This window comes from Gemmatimonadales bacterium, from assembly GCA_036265815.1.
Classification (GTDB): domain Bacteria; phylum Gemmatimonadota; class Gemmatimonadetes; order Gemmatimonadales; family GWC2-71-9; genus CAVVWJ01.
On record DATAOI010000064.1, the window covers coordinates 93111 to 110774 of the forward strand.

Consider the following 17664-nt stretch of genomic DNA (forward strand, 5'->3'; position numbering starts at 1 on the left):
CCCGGGTGCGTACCTCCTCCCCCGCTGCCACCCTGCTGCTGGCTGCGTTCGCCTGCGTAGCGTTCGCCTGCGCCAGCCGCCCCCGCCTTGCCGAGCCGAGCCCGCTCCAAGGTGCCATCCTCCGCCGGGAGCAGGCCCCCATCGTCGGCCTTCGCGAGGTGCTGGACAGCGACACCCTGCTGGGCCACCGGATCCGTGTCGCCGGCTGGTGCGCCAGCGCGCCGGGCCTGCTCGCCGGCCGTCGCGTGGGCGTTTGGATCCTCGCGGCCCAGGATACCACCGTCGAAGTCCGTGGCCTCGTCCCCCCCGACTGCGCGCCGGACCTCAAAGACGATGTGCTGCTGATGATCTTCGCCCAGGTGGTGCCGGCGGGGGGCGGGGGGAGGTTGCTGTTGAGGCTGCCGGATTGAGGAGGGTGGGGCAAGGACGGCAAGGTGAGGCAGGGTGAGGCAGGGTTCCCCCAGCATCTTTTCCCCTGCCTCACCCTGCCTCACCTTGCCTCACCTTACTGGGACCGCCGTAGCTGCGGTATGACAGCAGCGCGAGACCGGAAAACCGGGAAGGCATCCGAGCCTTTCCCTTCCGAACCTTCCCGTCCTTACCGTCTTACCGACCTTCCCGCCTACTGCCCCACCGCCTGATTCTCGCCCTTCGGCCCCATCCCTCCCACCACCCGCTTCACCGTCGTCCCCGCGGGGATGCTCGACGCCGGCTCCGCGATCTCATTGATGATCGCGAGCTGCTCGATGGGGATCGTGGACGGGTACTGCGCATTGAACTGCTCCAGCGTCATCTGCCGCGGCAGCTTGACCAGCTCGACCTTGGCGGGCTTCACGTTGAGCGCGGCCGGGTCGCTCAGCTGCGAGAAGCTGCCGATCGACTGGCGGAATGCCTGGTCATAGGTGCCGAGCTTGCCGCCCGCAGTGTAGCCCATCAGTCCGTAGGTGGTCCCGTTGTAGGAGACGAAGCTCACCACACCCTGGATCGTCCCGCCCTGCTGGTCCTGCGCCTGGAAGTAGCTGGTAGCAGCGGGCAGGCCGTTGATGCTGGCGGTCGAGCTTTGGCCGGCCTGGATTCCCTGCTGTGAGAGGAACTGCTGGGCCGCCTCCCGCGGCGAGGCTTTGCCCGCGAGGCCGAGCTGGAACATCGCGTCCTGGGCCGGGCTCTGGGCCACCACCGCGCTGGCGCCGTTCTGGGTCTGCCAGCCCTCCGGGAAGGTGAGCTGGAACCGCAGGTCAGGATGATAGAAGCGGTTGCCCACGAAATACCCCTGCCTCGGGTCCTCCCCGAACGTCAGGTTCTGCACGTGCTGGAGATACTGATCTCGGCCCACGATCGCCTTCGACAGGTCCTTGTGCAGGGTGTCGAGCCGCTGTTCGGTCGCCTTGATCCGGTTCTCCGGGTCGGGGTGCGTCTCCAGCCACTGCGGCAGCTTGCCGCCCCCGCTTGCCTGGCCCACCCGGTCCAGCGTCTCGAACATGTTGCTCATCTGCCGGACGTCGTAGCCCTGGTTGAGCGCGTAGCGGAAGCCGGCCAGGTCGGCCTGGTTCTCGTAGTCCCGGCTGTACTTGAGGAAGAGGAGCTGGAGCCCCTGGCTGGCCACTCCGGCGAGTTGTGCCACCTGGGGCGAGAGGATGCTCCCCAGGCCGAGGCCGAGCTGGGCCACCTGGGCCTTGCTGATCTGCTGCACCGAGTGGCGGTTGGTCACGTGGCCGATCTCGTGCCCCACCACCGTGGCCAGCTCGGCCTCGTTGGTCACGTAGCCCAGCAGGCCGCGGGTGACGTAGATGAACCCGCCCGGCAGCGCGAAGGCGTTGACCGAGGCGTCGTTTACCACGTGGAACTCCCACGGCAAGTTGGGCCGCTCGGAGGCGGCCGCGATCCGCTTTCCGATCCCCGAGACATACGCCTCGAGCTGCGGATTCTGGTAGATCCCGATGGTCTGGGCCACTTCCTGGGAGGCCTGCTTGCCCATCTCGATCTCCTGCGACTCGGAAACCAGCGACAGCTCGTTCTTCCCGGTCACCGGGTTCCTGGCGCAGTTCGACACCGAGCCGGCGATGAGGAGCGCCGGGAGGAGGAGCCGGGAGAGGGCACGACGTGGCGTCATGGGAGATCCTCGGTTCGCGTTCGGTCGGCCAACCTGCTGCTCCCCAGGAACATAGACGAGGGGCGGCCGCCGGGGCTGTGATCCCCGTCGCCCGCCCCTGCTGTCATCCCGATCGGCGCCCTGTCACGCCCCCAGCGCAGCAATTGGGGCTCGGGACTCGGGATGGCAGTTCCGCTCCTGTCAGCGGATCCGGTCTAGTCGGTAGTGCTTTCCGCCCCCCGTGAGCCGACAGCCCTGGTTCCCGCCCCCGTCTCCCTCGGCGGACGTTTCCTGAAGAACTCCACCGTCCGCCCCAGCCCCTCCACCAGGTGGATCTTGGGCTCCCAGCCGAGCCACTCGCGGGCGCGGGTGATGTCCGGCTGACGCTGGGTCGGGTCGTCCTGGGGCAGCGGCTTGGAGACGATCTTCACTTCCTTCCCCACCACCTTGGCCACCTCCTCGGCCAGCTCCCGGATGGTGAACTCCACCGGATTGCCCAGGTTGACCGGCTGATTCCGCTTCTCCGCGGCCATCAGCCGCATCAGCCCGTCCACCAGCTCGTCCACATAGCAGAAGGAGCGGGTCTGGGAGCCATCGCCATAAAGCGTGAGCGGCTCGCCCCGGAGCGCCTGGACGATGAAGTTGGAGACCACCCGCCCATCCGCCTCGGCCATCCGGGGACCGTAGGTGTTGAAGATCCGCGCGATGCGGATGTCCACCCCGTCCTCCCGATGATAGTCCATGAACAGCGTCTCGGCCACGCGCTTGCCTTCGTCGTAGCAGGAGCGCGGGCCGATCGGGTTCACGTTGCCCCAGTAGGTCTCCGGCTGCGGATGGATGGTGGGATCGCCGTAGATCTCCGAGGTGGACGCCTGCAGGATCCGGGCGCCGACCCGCTTGGCCAGCACCAGCATGTTGATGGCGCCCATCACGTTCGACTTGACCGTCTTGACCGGGTTGTACTGGTAGTGCACCGGGGAGGCGGGGCAGGCCAGGTTGTAGATCTGGTCGACCGGCACGTAGATCGGCTCGGTCACGTCCTGCCGCATCAGCTTGAACTCGGACCGCTCCAGCAGGTGGTCGACGTTCTCCCGCCGCCCGGTGAAGAAGTTGTCGAGGCAGAGGACCTCGTGCCCCTCGTTGAGCAGGCGCTCGCAGAGGTGGGATCCGATGAAGCCGGCACCGCCGGTGACGAGGATACGCATGGCGGGCGGTCTTACCGCCGCTTGGCGGGAGCCTTGGGGGCAGGGGCCGCGGGAGCCGTGTCGGGCGGGGCGGAGTCGTCCGGCTCCGATTGCGTCGCCGACGACTGCGCACCCGGCCGGTCCACCACGGTGAAGGTACCGGCGCCGCGGGAGTCCACGCCCATTCCCGCGCGCATGGCCCCGGTCCGGTCGGCGAAGACCAGCGTCGCCGAACCCTCGGGGTTCAAGCCGAGCGAGGTGCGGGTCATCCCGGTGCGGTCGCCGAAGGTGAGGCTCAGGGTTTCGTCCGGCAGGATGCCGAAGACTCCGCGCGAGCGGCCCGAGCTATCGCTGAAGGTGAGGCCCGAGGCACCGCTCTTGAGCGCGGTGAGGGTCACCCCGGCCTTGCTGCCGGGGGCCTGGAGCGAGAGTCGCATGGTACCGTCGGGCAACGTGCCCCAGGCGCCGCGCACCATGCCGTCCGCGTCGCGGAGGAGAAACTGGCGGGACTCGATCACATCTGCCACCGTGCCGGGCAAGCCGTGGCGGGCGGAGACGATCACCAGGGCGCTGGCCAGGCCGAGCAGCACGGCGATGCTGATGAGCGAGGACACCCAGAGACGCCGGAGCCGGCGGTTTTCCCGCTCCACGGTCTCGACCCGGTTGAGGATGCCCCGCTCGAACTCGTGCCTGATCCGCTGCTCCGGCGTCATTTCGGACTTCAGGTCGGGCATAGCGTCAGTGGTCCTGCGGGTTGCTGAGGAAGTAGGAGCGGCACGCCATGTCCACCAGATCGCGGGTGAGCCGAGGCGTGGTCTCCCGGTACTTGGCGATGTCGCACACGTGGGAGAGGATGTCCCGCGGATGGCACGCGCGCGCCGGGATGTTCATCCCCTGGTACCAGTCACGGTCGATCTGGGCCAGCGCGGCCGGGTCGAAATCGATGGCGTAGCCTTCGCAGCAGCGCCGGAAGATCTCCTCGTAGCCTTCCTTGGAGGGGTCGTTCACCGGGATCTTGTAGTGGATCCGCCGAAGGAACGCCTCCTCCACCAGGTCGGCCGGGTCGAGGTTGGTGGCGAAGATCAGCAGACAGTCGAACGGAATGGGGAACTTGGCCCCGGTGTGCAGGGTCAGGAAGTCGGTCCGCTTCTCGAGCGGGACGATCCAGCGGTTGAGCAGGTCGCGCGGGGGCACCCGCTGGCGGCCGAAGTCGTCCACGATGAGCACGCCGCCGTTGGCCTTCACCTGGAACGGCGCCTGGTAGAGCTTGGTGAACGGATCGTACTGGAGATCGAGCTGCTCCATGGAGAGCTCGCCGCCGGTGACCACCACGGGGCGCTTGATCAAGGCGTAGCGGCGGTCGAAGCTGGAGCCGGTGCGGAGCCAGATACCCTGGTCGTCGGAGCGGCCGCCCTCCGGTTCGATCTCCTCGTGATGCACGCCGTCGAAGACGGTCATGATCTGACCGTCGATGTCCACCGCATAAGGAATGTAGAGTGACCCGCCCAGCATCTGGGAGATCGCCTCGGCGATCGCGGTCTTGCCGTTGCCCGGATGGCCGTACAGGAAGATCGACTTGGACGAGTTGACCGCGGGGCCCAGCATGTCGAACAGCTCCTCGTCCAACACCAGGTGGTCGCAGCCGTCCCGCATCACCTGCTGGGTCACGTGGGCGTGGCGGATCGATTGGGCCTCGATCCATGCGCGGTACTGGGCGAGCGGCACCGGGATCGGTCCTACGTACTGGCTCGCTTCCAGGGCGTCCTTGGCGCGGGCCCGTCCGTCGGCGACCAGGTCGAACCGGTAGCTCGCCCGGTTGGGGCCGATGGTGCCGCGTACCTCGACGAAGCGGCGCTGCTGGAGGGTCAACAGCTCCTCGTCCGCCAGGCCGAACGGAAGGCAGACGTACTCCGCCAGCTCCTGGCCGGTCCGGCTGCCCTGCACATAGAGCGCCTTGAGCAGGAGGTCGCGCACCGCATCGGGGGCCAGGCCGAGCTCCTCCAGCTTCTCGGGTGTCCTCGGGGCGTCGGGGCGGCCAGGTGCAGGCTCCTCGTCGAGGTGCGGGATAGCCGGGACGGCGCTCATAGCGTGCTCTCCTGCCAGTTGAGTCGGTTACCGGGAACGGTTCCGGTGGCGTCCAGCGTACCACTGGGAAGCTCGAGCGCGTAGCGGGCGCCACGGATTCCGGCGGTGCGCGGCCCGGGACGAAGCCCGCAATGAATCGACAGCACCCGCCGATCTGAATCCAGGAACGCGACGTCGATCGGATAACGCATGCCCATCATGTGCACCGACCGGCAGGGCACCAGGAGCAGGCCTTCGCCCGGCTGGGGCTCGGGCCGCCCCAGCAGGCCGCGGAGCCGGGAAAGCCAGTGGTCAGCCAGCGCGATCCGGCGACCCAGCTCGACTCCCCGGTCCGCATTGATGACCTGCACCAGCCTCATTGAAGGTTGACGAACATCCTGTACAGAGCGATGACCGACGGCCCCAATACCACAACGAACATTGCCGGGAAGACGAAGAGCACCAGCGGGAAGACCAGCTTGATGGTCGTCTTGGCCGCCGCCTCCTCGGCCCGTTGCCGGCGCTTGGTGCGCATGGTTTCGGAGTGGACTCGAAGTGCGTCGGCAACCGACGTGCCGAAGCGGTCCGTCTGGATCAGCATGCCCACCAGGGACTTGATGTCAGGCAGTCCGGTACGCTCCGCCAGGTTCTTGAGGGCCTCGTCGCGGGGGGTGCCGGCCCGCATCTCCAGATTCACCAGGGCGAGCTGCTCGCTCATGACCAGGCTTACATGGTCGATCTCATCGGCCACCCGGACCAGCGCCTGGTTGAGGCCCAGCCCCGCCTCGACGCAGACCACCAGCATGTCCAGCATGTCCGGCATCGCCTTCTGGATCTCCTTCTGGCGGGACTTGAGGCGGCTTCGGACGTAGAACACGGGGAAGACCCATCCCATGGCGCCGAGCCACAGCACCCCCAGCATGGTCTGAACCGCAGACACGCCTGCGAGCGGAAGAAGCAGCAGCGCTCCGACCGTGAACGAGGCGGCCAGCGTAACGCGCGAGGCCCAGTAGATGGCGACCGCATTATGTTCCGGATAGCCAGCCTGAAGCAGGAACAGTCGCACCTGACTGGTGTCCTTGCGTCCGCTTTCCATCCGCTCGCCGAACGCCTGAAGCACCGCCTTGAGGCGGTCCGACCGTGCCTGCCGGCGGCGGCGGGCCAGGGTCTCCTCGGGGCCGCCGATCGACTGCAGCTCGTCGAGCTGGGTGGACAGAGTTCCCCGGCCGGGGGCGACCTGCCCCAGCAGCAGCAACAGCGAAACGACCGCAAACGCGGTCAGCACCGCGATCAACGCCAGCATGGGTGCGCCTCAGATTTCGATGTTGACGATCTTCCGGATCCAGAAAAATCCGGCGAGCTGCATGCTCAGGGCCGTCGCCACGAGCACCTTTCCGATCGGGTCGGTGAACAGGACGATCATGTATTCCGGGGCAATCCAGTACAGAATGCCGAAAAGGAAAAAGGGCAGCAACGAGAGCAGGTAGCCCGTCATTCGGCCCTGAGCCGTATACACCTTGATCTGGCGACGAATGGTGAAGCGCGCTCGGATCACGGCCGCCAGATTGTCCAGGATCTCGGCCAGGTTGCCGCCGACCTCGCGCTGGATGAGGATGGCAGTCACCAGGATGCGGACGTCCACGATGTTCACCCGGTCGGCCATGCCCAGCAATGAGTCCTGCACCGGCAGCCCGAACCGCTGCTCTTCGAACACTCGGCGGAACTCGCTCGCCACCGGTTCGGCGCCGTCATCCGCGGCCATCTTGAAGCCGGAGGAAAGCGGGTGCCCCGCCCGTAGAGCCCGGCCCACTAGGTCGATCGACTCCGGCAGCATTTCCTCGAATTGGCTAAGCCGCCGGTCTCGGCGGAAGCGCGCATACAGCGTCGGCATCAGCGCACCCAGCACGGCGACCGGAATGGCGATCAAGAATGACTGGGTGAGGATCAGGATCGAGAACCCCAGCGCCACCGAGAGTCCGATCGAGATAATAATCAGCGTCTGCAGGGTCCATGACAGATGGGCCTGCTGGAGCATCAGCTCGGCGTCCTGCAGAGCCGGCATCCGGGCAGCGAGCGGCCGGAGCCAGGGAGAATCGAGAATTGCCGACCGGAAGATCGGGCGCCCGGAGCCGCTCTCGAAGTTCTCGTTGGCCAGCGAGCGCAGCTCCCCCACCATCTTGGTCTTCCGCCGCTGCTCCTGAGCCCATTCCCATAAGAGCGCGATGGAAACCGTACCCAGCGCCACCGCGATGAAGGCGACGAAGGCCGGGATCCAGATGTTGTTGGGAATCCCTACCATCGCTGGGCTCCTCCGCGCGCCGCTTCGGGCGAACTGAGATTGGAGAAGAGCAAGCTCGAGAGATCGATGCCGAACGCCTTGAGCCGCTCAGAGAAGCGCGGCCGAATACCGGTGGCGCGGAAGTGCCCCAACACCTTTTCATCGGGACCGATCCCCTCGCGTTCATATACGAAGATGTCCTGCATGGTGATGATGTCACCTTCCATGCCGACGATCTCCGAAAGCTGCATGATCTTCCGGGTGCCGTCCGACATACGGCTCACCTGGATCACCACGTTGATCGCGCTGGCGATCTGCTGCCGCATGGCCCGCTCCGGCAGGTCGAGGTTTGCCATGGAGATCATGGTCTCCAGGCGGCTCAACGCATCGCGCGGGGTGTTGGCGTGCAGCGTGGTGATCGATCCGTCATGGCCGGTGTTCATCGCCTGCAGCATGTCGATCGCTTCGGCTCCGCGGCACTCACCCATGATGATCCGGTCGGGCCGCATACGGAGGGCGTTGACCAGGAGGAGCCGCTGCGGCACCTCTCCCGAGCCCTCGATGTTGGCCGGCCGGGTCTCCAGCCGTACCACATGAGGTTGCTTGAGCTGGAGCTCGGCCGAGTCCTCGATGGTGAGGACCCGCTCGTTAGGCGGGATGTAGGACGACATGATATTGAGCAGCGTCGTCTTGCCAGCGCCAGTGCCGCCCGAGATGAGCACATTGAGCCGCGCTTTGACCACGCACTTGAGCAGCTCGAGCATCGGCTCGGTCAGGCTCTCGGTGCGCAACAGGTCCTCGCCGGAGAGCGCGTCGCGCTTGAACTTACGGATCGAGAGGTGAGGCCCGTCCAGCGCGAGCGGCTTGATAATGGCATTGACACGGGAGCCGTCAGGCAGGCGGGCGTCCACCATCGGCGAGGAGTCGTCGATCCGGCGGCCCACGGCCGAGACGATGCGGTCGATCACCTGGAGCAGGTGGCGGTCGTCTTGGAAGATGACGTCGGTCCGTTCCAGCCGGCCGTGCCGCTCGATGAAGACCTGCTTGTAGGTATTCACCAGGATGTCGGAGACCTCGGGATCCTGGATCAGCGGCTCCAGCGGTCCCAACCCGAAGATCTCATCCAGCACCTGGTTCACCACCAGGTCCCGCTCCTCGAAGTTCAGCGGCAGCGACTCCTGAGTGATCAGGTCGTGCACCACCTTGCGGATCGCCTCGGCGACCTGCCCGCGGTCCAGCCGGTCGAGGTTGGAGAGGTTGAGTCGTTCCAGCAGCTTCCGGTGGATCCGGCCTTTGACCTGCTGCAGCGCGTGCAGGTTGGCAGCGTCGCTGAGCATGCCACCGCTCGACCCATTGGAGCCGGCCGCGTCGGCCGCGGCCTTGGCGCGCTCCCAGGGCATCAGCGCGCGCTGCCCGTTGGCTCCCCCACCCCCCGGTGTCACTGCGCCGTGATTGGCCATGGCCTACTTTCCTCCTTGCCCCTTGTTGCGTCCGAAGACTTTGCCGACCGACGCTGTGAGTCTGCCGAGAGGGCCACGGGCGACCTTGGCCTCAGCCACCCCGGTCAGTGCGGCCGACAATCCTTTGATGTCCCGGACGTACGACGACCCGCCGTTGAGCACGATCGGCTTGCCCGAGTTCACCGACCCCATTACCGCTTCGTAGTCGTTGCTGATCTTCCAGTAAACCTTGAGTCCGAGACTCCGCTCCACATCCGCGGGCGAGATCGCGTCATCAGGATTGTAGCGGTTGAGCACCAGTCGGACCTGCTCCTCGCCTCGGGGCAGCACCCGCTTGAGCAAGGGAAAGCCGCGCTGGATGTTCCGCAGCGACGGTAGATCCACCGTGCTCACGATAAAGACCAGATCCGCCTGCTCGAACACCGCCAGGATGGGCGGGGCGAACGACCTGGGCGTATCCACGATGATGTAGTCGTAGTGCTGCCGGAGAAACGCCAGGATGCGGCGGATCTGATCGGCCGTAACGGTCTCCGCCTTCTCCGGCTGAAACGGTGCGGAGAGCAGATGGACGCCGGAATCGTGCCGCTCGATGTACGAGGCCAGCAGGCCGGCGTCCATCCGGCGGAAATTTTCCACGAAGTCCACGAAGTTGAACCGTGGCTGCACCCCGAGAACCAGCGCGCTCTCCCCCATCTCCAGGTCCAGATCGACGAGGAGGGTGCGCTTGTGCGTCGTCTTATGGACCACGATCGCCAGATTGGTGGCGAGCGTAGTAGAGCCTCCCCCGCCCTTGGGACTAAAAAAGGCGAGGATCCGTCCGGGAGCTCGCTGCTGGTCGGCACCCGGTTTCCTGAGCTTTCCGGCGACCCGTGTAGCCGCGGCCCGGAGGTCCTCCGGCGCCACGGGCTTCGGCAGATACTCGGAGACTCCAGCCCGCATGGCCGCGAGCAGGTGCTCGCTCGATAGAACCGGCCCCGTGGCAACGAAAAGCTGAGCCGGGTTCTGGTCGAGCATGAACTGGGCGAACTTGAGCCCGAGGTCGGGCGCGTCCTCCAAATCCAACAGGATGACCTCGGGCACTACCGACCGCAACGCGTGGAGCTGTTGTTCGCCGAACTCGCTGAACGGTACGGTCAATTCCAGTTCGATCGCTAGCGGCCGGTCAGGGCCCGTGAGCACGTGCCGCACCAGATCCCCGAACCCGGGATCGGTAGTGATCAGTGCGGCCCGTGGGACAGCCGGAGATGTCACGATAGCCCAGCTTCCTTATTTAATGAGGACGAGGCGTTTGATGAGAGAGCCGGTGGTCGGACCACCAGTGCCACCCTCAACATACCCCAGGAACCTGGCAGTGATGGGGTTCTTACAGGTCCCCAGCCCGCCCGAGGTGGCCGAGCAGGGTCGCTGGTCAATCCAAATCTTGGCGAAGTTCGTAAACTGAATCGGGTTCGAGCTCGGGGAGTTGGCCATAGCGGGAGGATAGAGGCCGACGACGACTACCCGAGGACTCTGAGTCAGCCAGTTAGTCCCAAAGGTTGAGCCGACTACCGTAGCGGTCGGGGTATCCTGCCAATGGGCCGAAGCATCTTGATTGATGATGTACTCCCAGGCGAGCTGCAGCGGTTCCTTGGCGCCATTGGCCTGAGTGTACGGGGTACCGACCGAGGCCTCGATGCAGCGCTCGCCCCTGATGCCTGCCGCGAGGGAATCCACACCCCCCGTGTTGGCGTTGTCCTGCCAGGTTCGAAAATACGACGAGACGAGTCTGTCGCCGCTTGGACTCTGATCGAAGGTTTGCAGGAGAACCTGCCTGCCGTAATCCTTAACCGGAGCAGTGTACCCATCACGAAACGTAGTGCCGTAGCCGGTGGTCGGGGGATCGTAGACGTCCCCAGTGTTGAACGTCCACGGCTCAAATTCGCCCGGGTCGACTATGCCGTTACCGTTCAGGTCCGGGGCATCCCAGACGTGATTGCCGTTCTTATCTTCAAGCTGCGTCCCTGGTCCTGAGTTCGCCGACGTCACGTTGTTGACGTTGTTCCACATGTCGGGCAGCGCGACCGGCTTGAGGCAGTTCGCGTTGCCAGATTCGCTGGCCTGAGCCGTCGCGTGCGCGGTGATTCCCATCGTGCTGGAACCGAAGATGTTCGCGAACCAGAGCCTGAGACCGGACCGCGCCCAAACTACACCGACCGTGTCGACCGTCGCGTCGGGATGAACGTCGACCTCTGGGTCCGTGATCAAGACATTGTGCACGGTGTGCTTCCGGGCAAATTCCTTCGCCCGCGTGATGGCAAGCGCATTCTTGTCGACGGCCGGGTCCGAGATCTGGAAGGCACTCGCGCCGGCCAGGGCCGAGGCGTCCACCGCCCGCTGCGCCTCGGTCTGAGACGACTTGATCATTCCGTAGTCGATGGCGAGGGCCGCCATCCCGAGCGTCATGATGATCATCACCGCCATGATCACGAGTGCGACGCCGCGCCGGTCTCTGCGTGCAATAGTGCGACTCATACCGCCTCCGAATCGTCGACTACAACATCCCAGTAGCGTCACTTCGTGATCCCAATAGCGTCACTTCGTGGAATTCGTGTCCACCGATGCCCGCATCTTCATAGACCCGCTCCAGCGCCAGGTCTGGGGCTCGCCGGTCGGCAGCGGCGCCGGAGTGTCGCTCGGCAATACCAGCTTGGGCGAGACCAGCACCAGGAGCTCGGTGCGGTTCTGCCGAGCGTCCTTGGAACGGAAGAATTGTCCCAGGATCGGGAGATCCCCCAGGATCGGAATCTTAGTAGCGTTATCAGTTAGTGTGTTGTCCATCAGCCCGGCAATGGCCAGATACTGCCCATTCTTCATCTCGACCTCGGTCTCGGCCCGGCGAGACAGAATGCTCGGGATGGTGAAGCCCCCGAAGACCAGCGGGTTCGAGAAGTCGAGCGAGGAGACTTCCGGCATGACCTTGAGCCGGATGCTTCCGTTCCGGGTGATGGTCGGGAGGAACTTGAGCCGGATGCCGAACTCCTTGAAGACGATCGACACCGAGCCGGAGCCGCCGCCGCCCTGCACGGCTGGATAGGGGAACTCGCCGCCGGCCAGGAAGCTCGCCTCCTTGCCAGGCAAGGTGATGAGGTTCGGCTCGGCGAGGCTCCGGAAGTCGCCCTTCGACTGTAGCGCCCGAATCAGGAGCTCGATGCTGGCATTGGCATTGAACAGGCCGACATCGACGATGCCATCGGAGAATCCGCCCGCACCGGTATTACCGGGGGGGACAGTGTTGCTGGCACCCTGCCAGTTACCGTTGTCGTCCAGTTTGTGAGGGTTGAGCGTCGCGATCTGGGAGCGGAACTGCTTGAGTACGCTCTTGTTCACTTCCGCGAACCGCACGTTCAGCATCACCTGGACGGCTTCGGGAGTGGTCAGGTTGTCCACGATGGTGGCACCCGAGCCCTTGGCGATCTCCACCGCGCGGTTGGCCACGCTGGCGTCCCGGACCGTGCCGGAGAGGGTCACGACGTTTCCGCTCGCCACAACGTCCACGTGCTCGCCCTCGAGCACGGAGGCCAGGTAGCGCTCCATACCTGCCGCGTCCGCGGTGACCTCGATGGAGTAGAGCTTGATGGCGCCCGCGTTGTCCCACAGGAAGAGACTGGTGGTACCCAGCGCCTTCCCGTTGATCAGGACCTCGGTGGGCGAGACGACGACGGCCTCGGCGACCGTTGGATCGCCGATGGAGAACCGCTGGATCGCCGTGGTGTTGACCAGCAGGGCCGAGGCCCCCTTCGACACCGAGACGACCTGTTCCGGGGCGCGCACCACGCGCTGCGCCGCGGCGGTCTGGACGCTCAGAACCCCGAGCAGGGCGGCGCATCCCACGAGGCGCCGGAGAGACAGGACAGGGATCAGGCCGCGCCGATGGGTGCTCACGAATCTCCCGGAGTAAGGGTCAGGGCTTCTGGAACGTCGTCAGCGTGCGCTCACCGCCACGGTATCCTTCAATGACCGTGTGGTCCACTCTGGGCGCAACCTCGGGCACGACCCGGTTGCGGGAGGGAGATCGTGGGGCGCGCGGGGGCGCTCCGCCCGGAGTGAGCTGGTCCGCTTTCGCGCCGGCGGTCGCGACCGACAGGGTGTCCAGCGTGTTCCGAAGGGCAAGCTGGATGCGTCCTTCCTTGCCCGCCAATACCAGAAGCTCGGCGTCCTCGAGCGTCACGAGGAGCGTGACGACGCTGACAGTCTGCGGCTTTCCATCCTTGTCGCGCTGAACCTGCTGACCCGCCGCCAGGACCTGCACATTCTGGAGAATGGTGCGGGTACTGGATTGCGAACGAGTGTCGCCCTTATCGAGTGTGAGCATCACGTCGACGTGGGTTCCAGGACCGACGAAGCCGGCGACGCCGATGACCTCGTCCACCCGGACGCTCATCGCCCGCATTCCATCCTTGATGATGATCGGCAACCCACCGCCGGCATCCTTGGTCGAGACCTTTGCGGCCAGCAGGGGCTCGTTTTCGGCCACTGAGGTGATGACCCCGCGGCCAAGGGCGTCGGCAATCGAACCGATGTAGCCACCGGGGACCGCAGCGCCCGGCCAGCCCACGATCTTGACGTCTTGTTCGGTAATGACCGAGCCGATCGGCAGACTCCGTGCGGCCAGCACGACGTTGACTTTCTTCGGCTCCGCCGCCATCAGCGGCGTCGCCTGCTCGCGCAGATAACGCAGGGCGAGTACCGCGGCCAGCCCACCGGACGAGAGGGCGAGGACCAGCATCAGCCAAGGACGCGCTTTTCGCATAGGAATCAACACTCGTTCCGCATAGTTGACGTGGAGGAGATGGTGATCGTGCTGCTCCCACCGGTCCATCCCAGCATGGCGCCCACAAAGCCCATGCCGTGCGTGGTGGAGACCAGCACGGTCATGTACACTCGTTCCGCATAGTTGACGTGGAGGAGATGGTGATTGTGCTGCTCCCACCGGCCCATCCCAGCAGCGCGCCCACAAAGCCCATTCGGTGCGTGGTCGAGACCAGCACGGTCATCGGCTCACCGGCGCCCCCGGCGCCACACTTAAAGAACCCAGCAGGGGTAATGGAGATCGTCGTGGGTGGATCCGTGGTCGGGATGCTCGCGAGCGCGAGGCGCTCCTTAATCTTGTCCTCGACATCCGTCATGCTCAGCGCCGCCCCAGCGGGATCCTGTACGACGGTATACCGGGCTCCCTCCCGGGCGGCATCGGTCACCGCCTGCTTGATGTTCCACCCGCGGCCAAACTCGATGATGCCTGCGATGAGCAGGAATAGCAGGGGCATGATCAAGGCGAATTCCGCCAGGGCTTGGCCTCGACGACCCCGGCCACCTTTCCCCCTCCTAGGTCTCATAACCGGACTCCTTGTCCGAACCACCACATGAGGGTCCCGACAGCGATCGGGACGGCGTACGGGATCGTCAGGGCGCCGGGAGAATCCAGCGTCCGCACTTCGCCCTCGCGCGCGAGCATGCGCCGGGTCCGGAACAGCTCCAACGTATTGATGAAAAGCAAGACGAGGAGGCGCTTCCTGGCCATCATGACCACGGCCAAGGCCGCCCCCAATAGCACAATGTACGCCAAAGCGCCGGGGAGCGCATTAACTCCCAAGAACGCTCCCGCCACGGCCAGGAGCTTGGCGTCGCCCCCCCCGACCGCCCCGAGGGCATAGAAGAGGAGGGCAACTCCGAGTGCCACCCCGAACCCCTCGAGACCCCGTAGGCAGGCCTCCAAACCAAGCGGGGCTCGCAGCAGCACCGCCGCCGCGAGTCCCGCAAGGGTCAGCTGGTTCGGAACGCGGCGGCTGGTGATATCCCACCACGCTGCCGCACAGAGGAACATCGTGATCACCACGTCCGCCACGGTCTGAATCACGCCTGCCCCCTCCGGGCTGCCTGGACCACACTAGCCAGGGGGCCTGAGCGCGGAATTCCTCTGGCAACCTCGCCCAACCCGGAACCCCGCGAAGGTTAGGGGGTATCCGCGGAATTCAGCGAGTTGTTCGCCTTACCGAAGATGTTCTTGATGTGGGCGCCCATTCCCTTGATGATGAGGACCACACCAACCACGATGAGACCGAGCAGCAGGGCATACTCCGCCAGACCCTGCCCCGACTCGTCGTTCCAGAAAGCCTTCGCGAGGTTCACCATACGTTGTTCCTCCAACCACGGATAGGGTGGTACTGACTGTGGGGACCTAGCCCAGAGAGCCAGGATCACCCCGGACGGGCAGACCTCAGGGGTGAGGATCCGCCGTAAACCCGAGCCGGACACAGGCCGGTAACAGACATTGCGCTAAGGAGTGGTAATGCGCATGACACCGGGCAAAAGGCATGCCCACACGGGGGGTATAGGCATGGTCCCAAAGCAAGCTCAGGTTCAACTCCACAGCTGGTAAAGTGCCTCCAGCTCCCCTACAAGCTATTGTCTTTGAAAGCTTTATCAGATAGGCTCGGCCCGCACAACCGTCGGCCAGAATTGGCTTCGGGAGGGACATCGTTCAGGACTCGGGCCAGAGTCTCGCTGCTGCAGGATTGGTGCAGACGAACGTTGCGCCCGCGCAACTCGAAACCGCCCAAAACGGCCAAACAATCCCTCAGGAATGCCACTTCCCTGTTGCTGTGAGGTAGTGATGGTACGGGTCTGGCACCCCCGCCGCAAGTGGGCCAGAAAGGCCTATGTTTGCCCAGGTCGGCGGGAAACCGGATAATTGAGTCCACCTGCCAGATCTCACCCCGTGTCCGGCCAACAGCGACAGGAATCCATGACGCCCCAGGTCTTCCGACAGGCTTTCCGGCCAGGCCCTCCATCCATCCCGGCCGTGGTTTTCGTGATTCTGGCGGCCGTGGTGCCGATCGGCCTCCAGCAGCCGCTGCTCAACTCGGACGGGGACCTGGCCCGCCATCTTCGACATGGCCGCTACATGCTGGATCACGGAGCTCTCATCCGCCACGACCCGTTTTCTTTCACCCGTCCCGGCGCCCCGTTCGTGGGGTTCGAGTACGGCAGCCAGATCTTCTATTCCCTCGCCGAGCGTGCCGGCGGACTTCCGGGAGTGGCAGTGTTGGCGGGGCTCCTGGTGGGACTCACCTATGCCCTGCTGGCGAGATTCCTCCTCAGGCGCGGGGTGGATCCACTGCTGGCCTACCTAACCACCCTCATGGCAGCGCTCGTGGGCGCGGGGCACTGGCTGGCACGCCCCCATCTCTTTTCGTTCGTGGCCGTGATGCTTCTCCTGGAGCTGCTAGACCGGGAGCCCCACAAGCCCTTCCTGCCATTCGCCGCCCTTTTTGCGGTCTGGGCAAACGTCCACGGTGGCTTCCTTTACGGCTGGATCCTAACGGGGCTGTACCTGGCCGGCAGCATTGGCGAGTTCGCCCTCGGATGCGCAAGGGCCAAGTGGGCAGCTCGTGTGCGGTACTACTCCACGGCGCTAATGGCAGCGGTCAGCGCCACCCTGCTCAATCCACATGGGATAGGCTTGCATCGGCACTTATTCGAGTTCCTAAGCCAGCAGTACGTGTTCGACAATACGGCAGAATTCACTTCGCCCGACTTCCACGAGGTCGGACCGAAGCTATTCCTGGGGGCGCTGCTCATCTGCATCATGGCGCTGAGCGCCAAGGGGAATCGCCCGTCGCTCCCCCGCCTGCTGGTGATCTGCGCGGGAACGGCCTTATCCCTGATTGCGGTGCGCAACATGTCGCTGTTCGGCCTGACGGCACTCCCCTTGGTGGCCCTTCACATGGACGAGGCGTGGCGCCGACTGCCCGACCCGAGAGGCGTGCGCGGGCGCTTCGAGATCACCGCCAGGGCGGCCACCACCCTCATCTGGACAGTTCCGACGACGCTCTTGATGCTGGCCCTCGCGCTCAGCCACGGGCTGTTGGGCTCACTGAAGCTCATCGACGACCGGTTCGATGCCACCGTCTTTCCGGTCACCGCGGTCCAGCAGGCCAGAGTTGCCCATCTCCAGGGGCACTTATTCACCGAGTTTGCCTGGGGCGGCTACGTCGATTACGCCTGGCCGGAGCAAAAGATCTTCATCGATGGGGGAACGGACTTCTTCGGTGTGGAGTTGTTTCGGGAGTACTCGAAGATCACCCGGATGAGTCCAGGGTGGCGGGAGCTCTTGGCCAAGTGGGACATCTCTCTCCTGCTCTTACCGCGAAATGCGCCGTTGCCACACGAGCTTGTGCGAGACGGGCGCTGGCGTACATGGTACTGCGACTCTCTCGCCGTGGTGATTCGGCGTGCCGATACTCCCTTGGACATGACACCTGCGCTCGCCGACTCGGCCGACCAGGCTATTGACCGTTGTCCGGAGTCGGGCTCACGCCCGATGCGCCGTACCGACGAGTGACACGCCCCAGGGCAGCGAAACATGGCGCAGGATCGTGGCCTCAGTAGTCAAGATCGACGCAAGGGTCTCGTTGACCAGCCATGGGACCGGTCTGACATCCGAATCCGCCTGGGCCCCAGCCCGCCGGCGGGCGAGTAGTCGGCGGAGGCAGACGACGGGGAAAAGTGCCGTATTCCAGTACGAGAGCCGCTCGATCTGGAGTCCGCTTT

17 protein-coding genes are annotated in these 17664 nt (G+C 65.1%); 2 read left to right on the top strand and 15 right to left on the bottom strand.

The annotated features are described in order from the left end of the window. Positions 1–5 precede the first annotated feature (5 nt). Entirely contained in the window at positions 6–410 is a 405-nt protein-coding gene (locus tag VHR41_14515) for a hypothetical protein (protein HEX3235409.1), read from the top strand. A gap of 212 nt (positions 411–622) precedes the next feature. Here the strand turns inward: VHR41_14515 and VHR41_14520 are convergent, their stop codons facing one another. The 15 genes from VHR41_14520 to VHR41_14590 all read right to left on the bottom strand — a co-directional run bounded on the left by VHR41_14520 (position 623) and on the right by VHR41_14590 (position 15243). Further along, positions 623–2110, bottom strand: coding sequence for a M48 family metalloprotease (locus tag VHR41_14520; protein HEX3235410.1), 1488 nt, complete (start codon positions 2108–2110; stop codon positions 623–625). A 194-nt stretch (positions 2111–2304) separates the two neighbouring features. Then, on the bottom strand, positions 2305–3294 hold the full coding sequence (locus tag VHR41_14525) for a UDP-glucuronic acid decarboxylase family protein (protein HEX3235411.1): 990 nt from the start codon (positions 3292–3294) through the stop codon (positions 2305–2307). Between the two features lie 11 nt (positions 3295–3305). Then, entirely contained in the window at positions 3306–4007 is a 702-nt protein-coding gene (locus VHR41_14530) for a hypothetical protein (protein HEX3235412.1), read from the bottom strand. Positions 4008–4011: 4 nt separating this feature from the next. Further along, the gene (locus VHR41_14535) at positions 4012–5358 is read right to left on the bottom strand and encodes a hypothetical protein (GenBank protein HEX3235413.1); all 1347 of its coding nucleotides are present in this window, start codon (positions 5356–5358) and stop codon (positions 4012–4014) included. Further along, the gene (locus VHR41_14540; GenBank protein HEX3235414.1) at positions 5355–5717 is read right to left on the bottom strand and encodes a DUF192 domain-containing protein; all 363 of its coding nucleotides are present in this window, start codon (positions 5715–5717) and stop codon (positions 5355–5357) included. The genes VHR41_14535 and VHR41_14540 overlap by 4 nt, the downstream gene beginning before the upstream one ends. Then, a complete protein-coding gene (locus VHR41_14545; protein HEX3235415.1) occupies positions 5714–6640 on the bottom strand; it encodes a type II secretion system F family protein in 927 nt (308 codons plus the stop codon). The genes VHR41_14540 and VHR41_14545 overlap by 4 nt, the downstream gene beginning before the upstream one ends. A 9-nt stretch (positions 6641–6649) precedes the next feature. Continuing rightward, complete coding sequence (locus tag VHR41_14550; protein HEX3235416.1) at positions 6650–7636, bottom strand: type II secretion system F family protein; 987 nt, start codon at positions 7634–7636, stop codon at positions 6650–6652. Then, the gene (locus VHR41_14555) at positions 7630–9075 is read right to left on the bottom strand and encodes a CpaF family protein (GenBank protein ID HEX3235417.1); all 1446 of its coding nucleotides are present in this window, start codon (positions 9073–9075) and stop codon (positions 7630–7632) included. The genes VHR41_14550 and VHR41_14555 overlap by 7 nt, the downstream gene beginning before the upstream one ends. Positions 9076–9078: 3 nt before the next feature. Then, positions 9079–10326 carry an AAA family ATPase gene (locus VHR41_14560; protein HEX3235418.1) on the bottom strand — a complete coding sequence of 416 codons (1248 nt, stop codon included), beginning with the start codon at positions 10324–10326 and terminating at the stop codon, positions 9079–9081. 15 nt (positions 10327–10341) lie between these two features. Further along, on the bottom strand, positions 10342–11586 hold the full coding sequence (locus VHR41_14565; protein HEX3235419.1) for a Tad domain-containing protein: 1245 nt from the start codon (positions 11584–11586) through the stop codon (positions 10342–10344). A gap of 60 nt (positions 11587–11646) precedes the next feature. Beyond that, positions 11647–12996, bottom strand: a complete 1350-nt coding sequence (locus VHR41_14570; protein HEX3235420.1) for a pilus assembly protein N-terminal domain-containing protein — start codon at positions 12994–12996, stop codon at positions 11647–11649. A gap of 19 nt (positions 12997–13015) precedes the next feature. Continuing rightward, positions 13016–13864 (bottom strand): Flp pilus assembly protein CpaB, encoded by an 849-nt coding sequence (cpaB, locus tag VHR41_14575; protein ID HEX3235421.1) that lies wholly within the window; start codon positions 13862–13864, stop codon positions 13016–13018. 121 nt (positions 13865–13985) lie between these two features. Continuing rightward, positions 13986–14447 carry a TadE/TadG family type IV pilus assembly protein gene (locus VHR41_14580; protein HEX3235422.1) on the bottom strand — a complete coding sequence of 154 codons (462 nt, stop codon included), beginning with the start codon at positions 14445–14447 and terminating at the stop codon, positions 13986–13988. Next, positions 14444–14968: an A24 family peptidase gene (locus tag VHR41_14585; protein HEX3235423.1), complete on the bottom strand. Its 525-nt coding sequence runs from the start codon at positions 14966–14968 to the stop codon at positions 14444–14446. The genes VHR41_14580 and VHR41_14585 overlap by 4 nt, the downstream gene beginning before the upstream one ends. Before the next feature lie 95 nt (positions 14969–15063). Beyond that, a complete protein-coding gene (locus tag VHR41_14590; protein ID HEX3235424.1) occupies positions 15064–15243 on the bottom strand; it encodes a Flp family type IVb pilin in 180 nt (59 codons plus the stop codon). Positions 15244–15922: 679 nt separating this feature from the next. Between VHR41_14590 and VHR41_14595 the strand changes: the two genes are divergently transcribed. Next, the gene (locus VHR41_14595) at positions 15923–17455 is read left to right on the top strand and encodes a hypothetical protein (GenBank protein ID HEX3235425.1); all 1533 of its coding nucleotides are present in this window, start codon (positions 15923–15925) and stop codon (positions 17453–17455) included. The last annotated feature ends 209 nt before the right edge of the window (positions 17456–17664 follow it).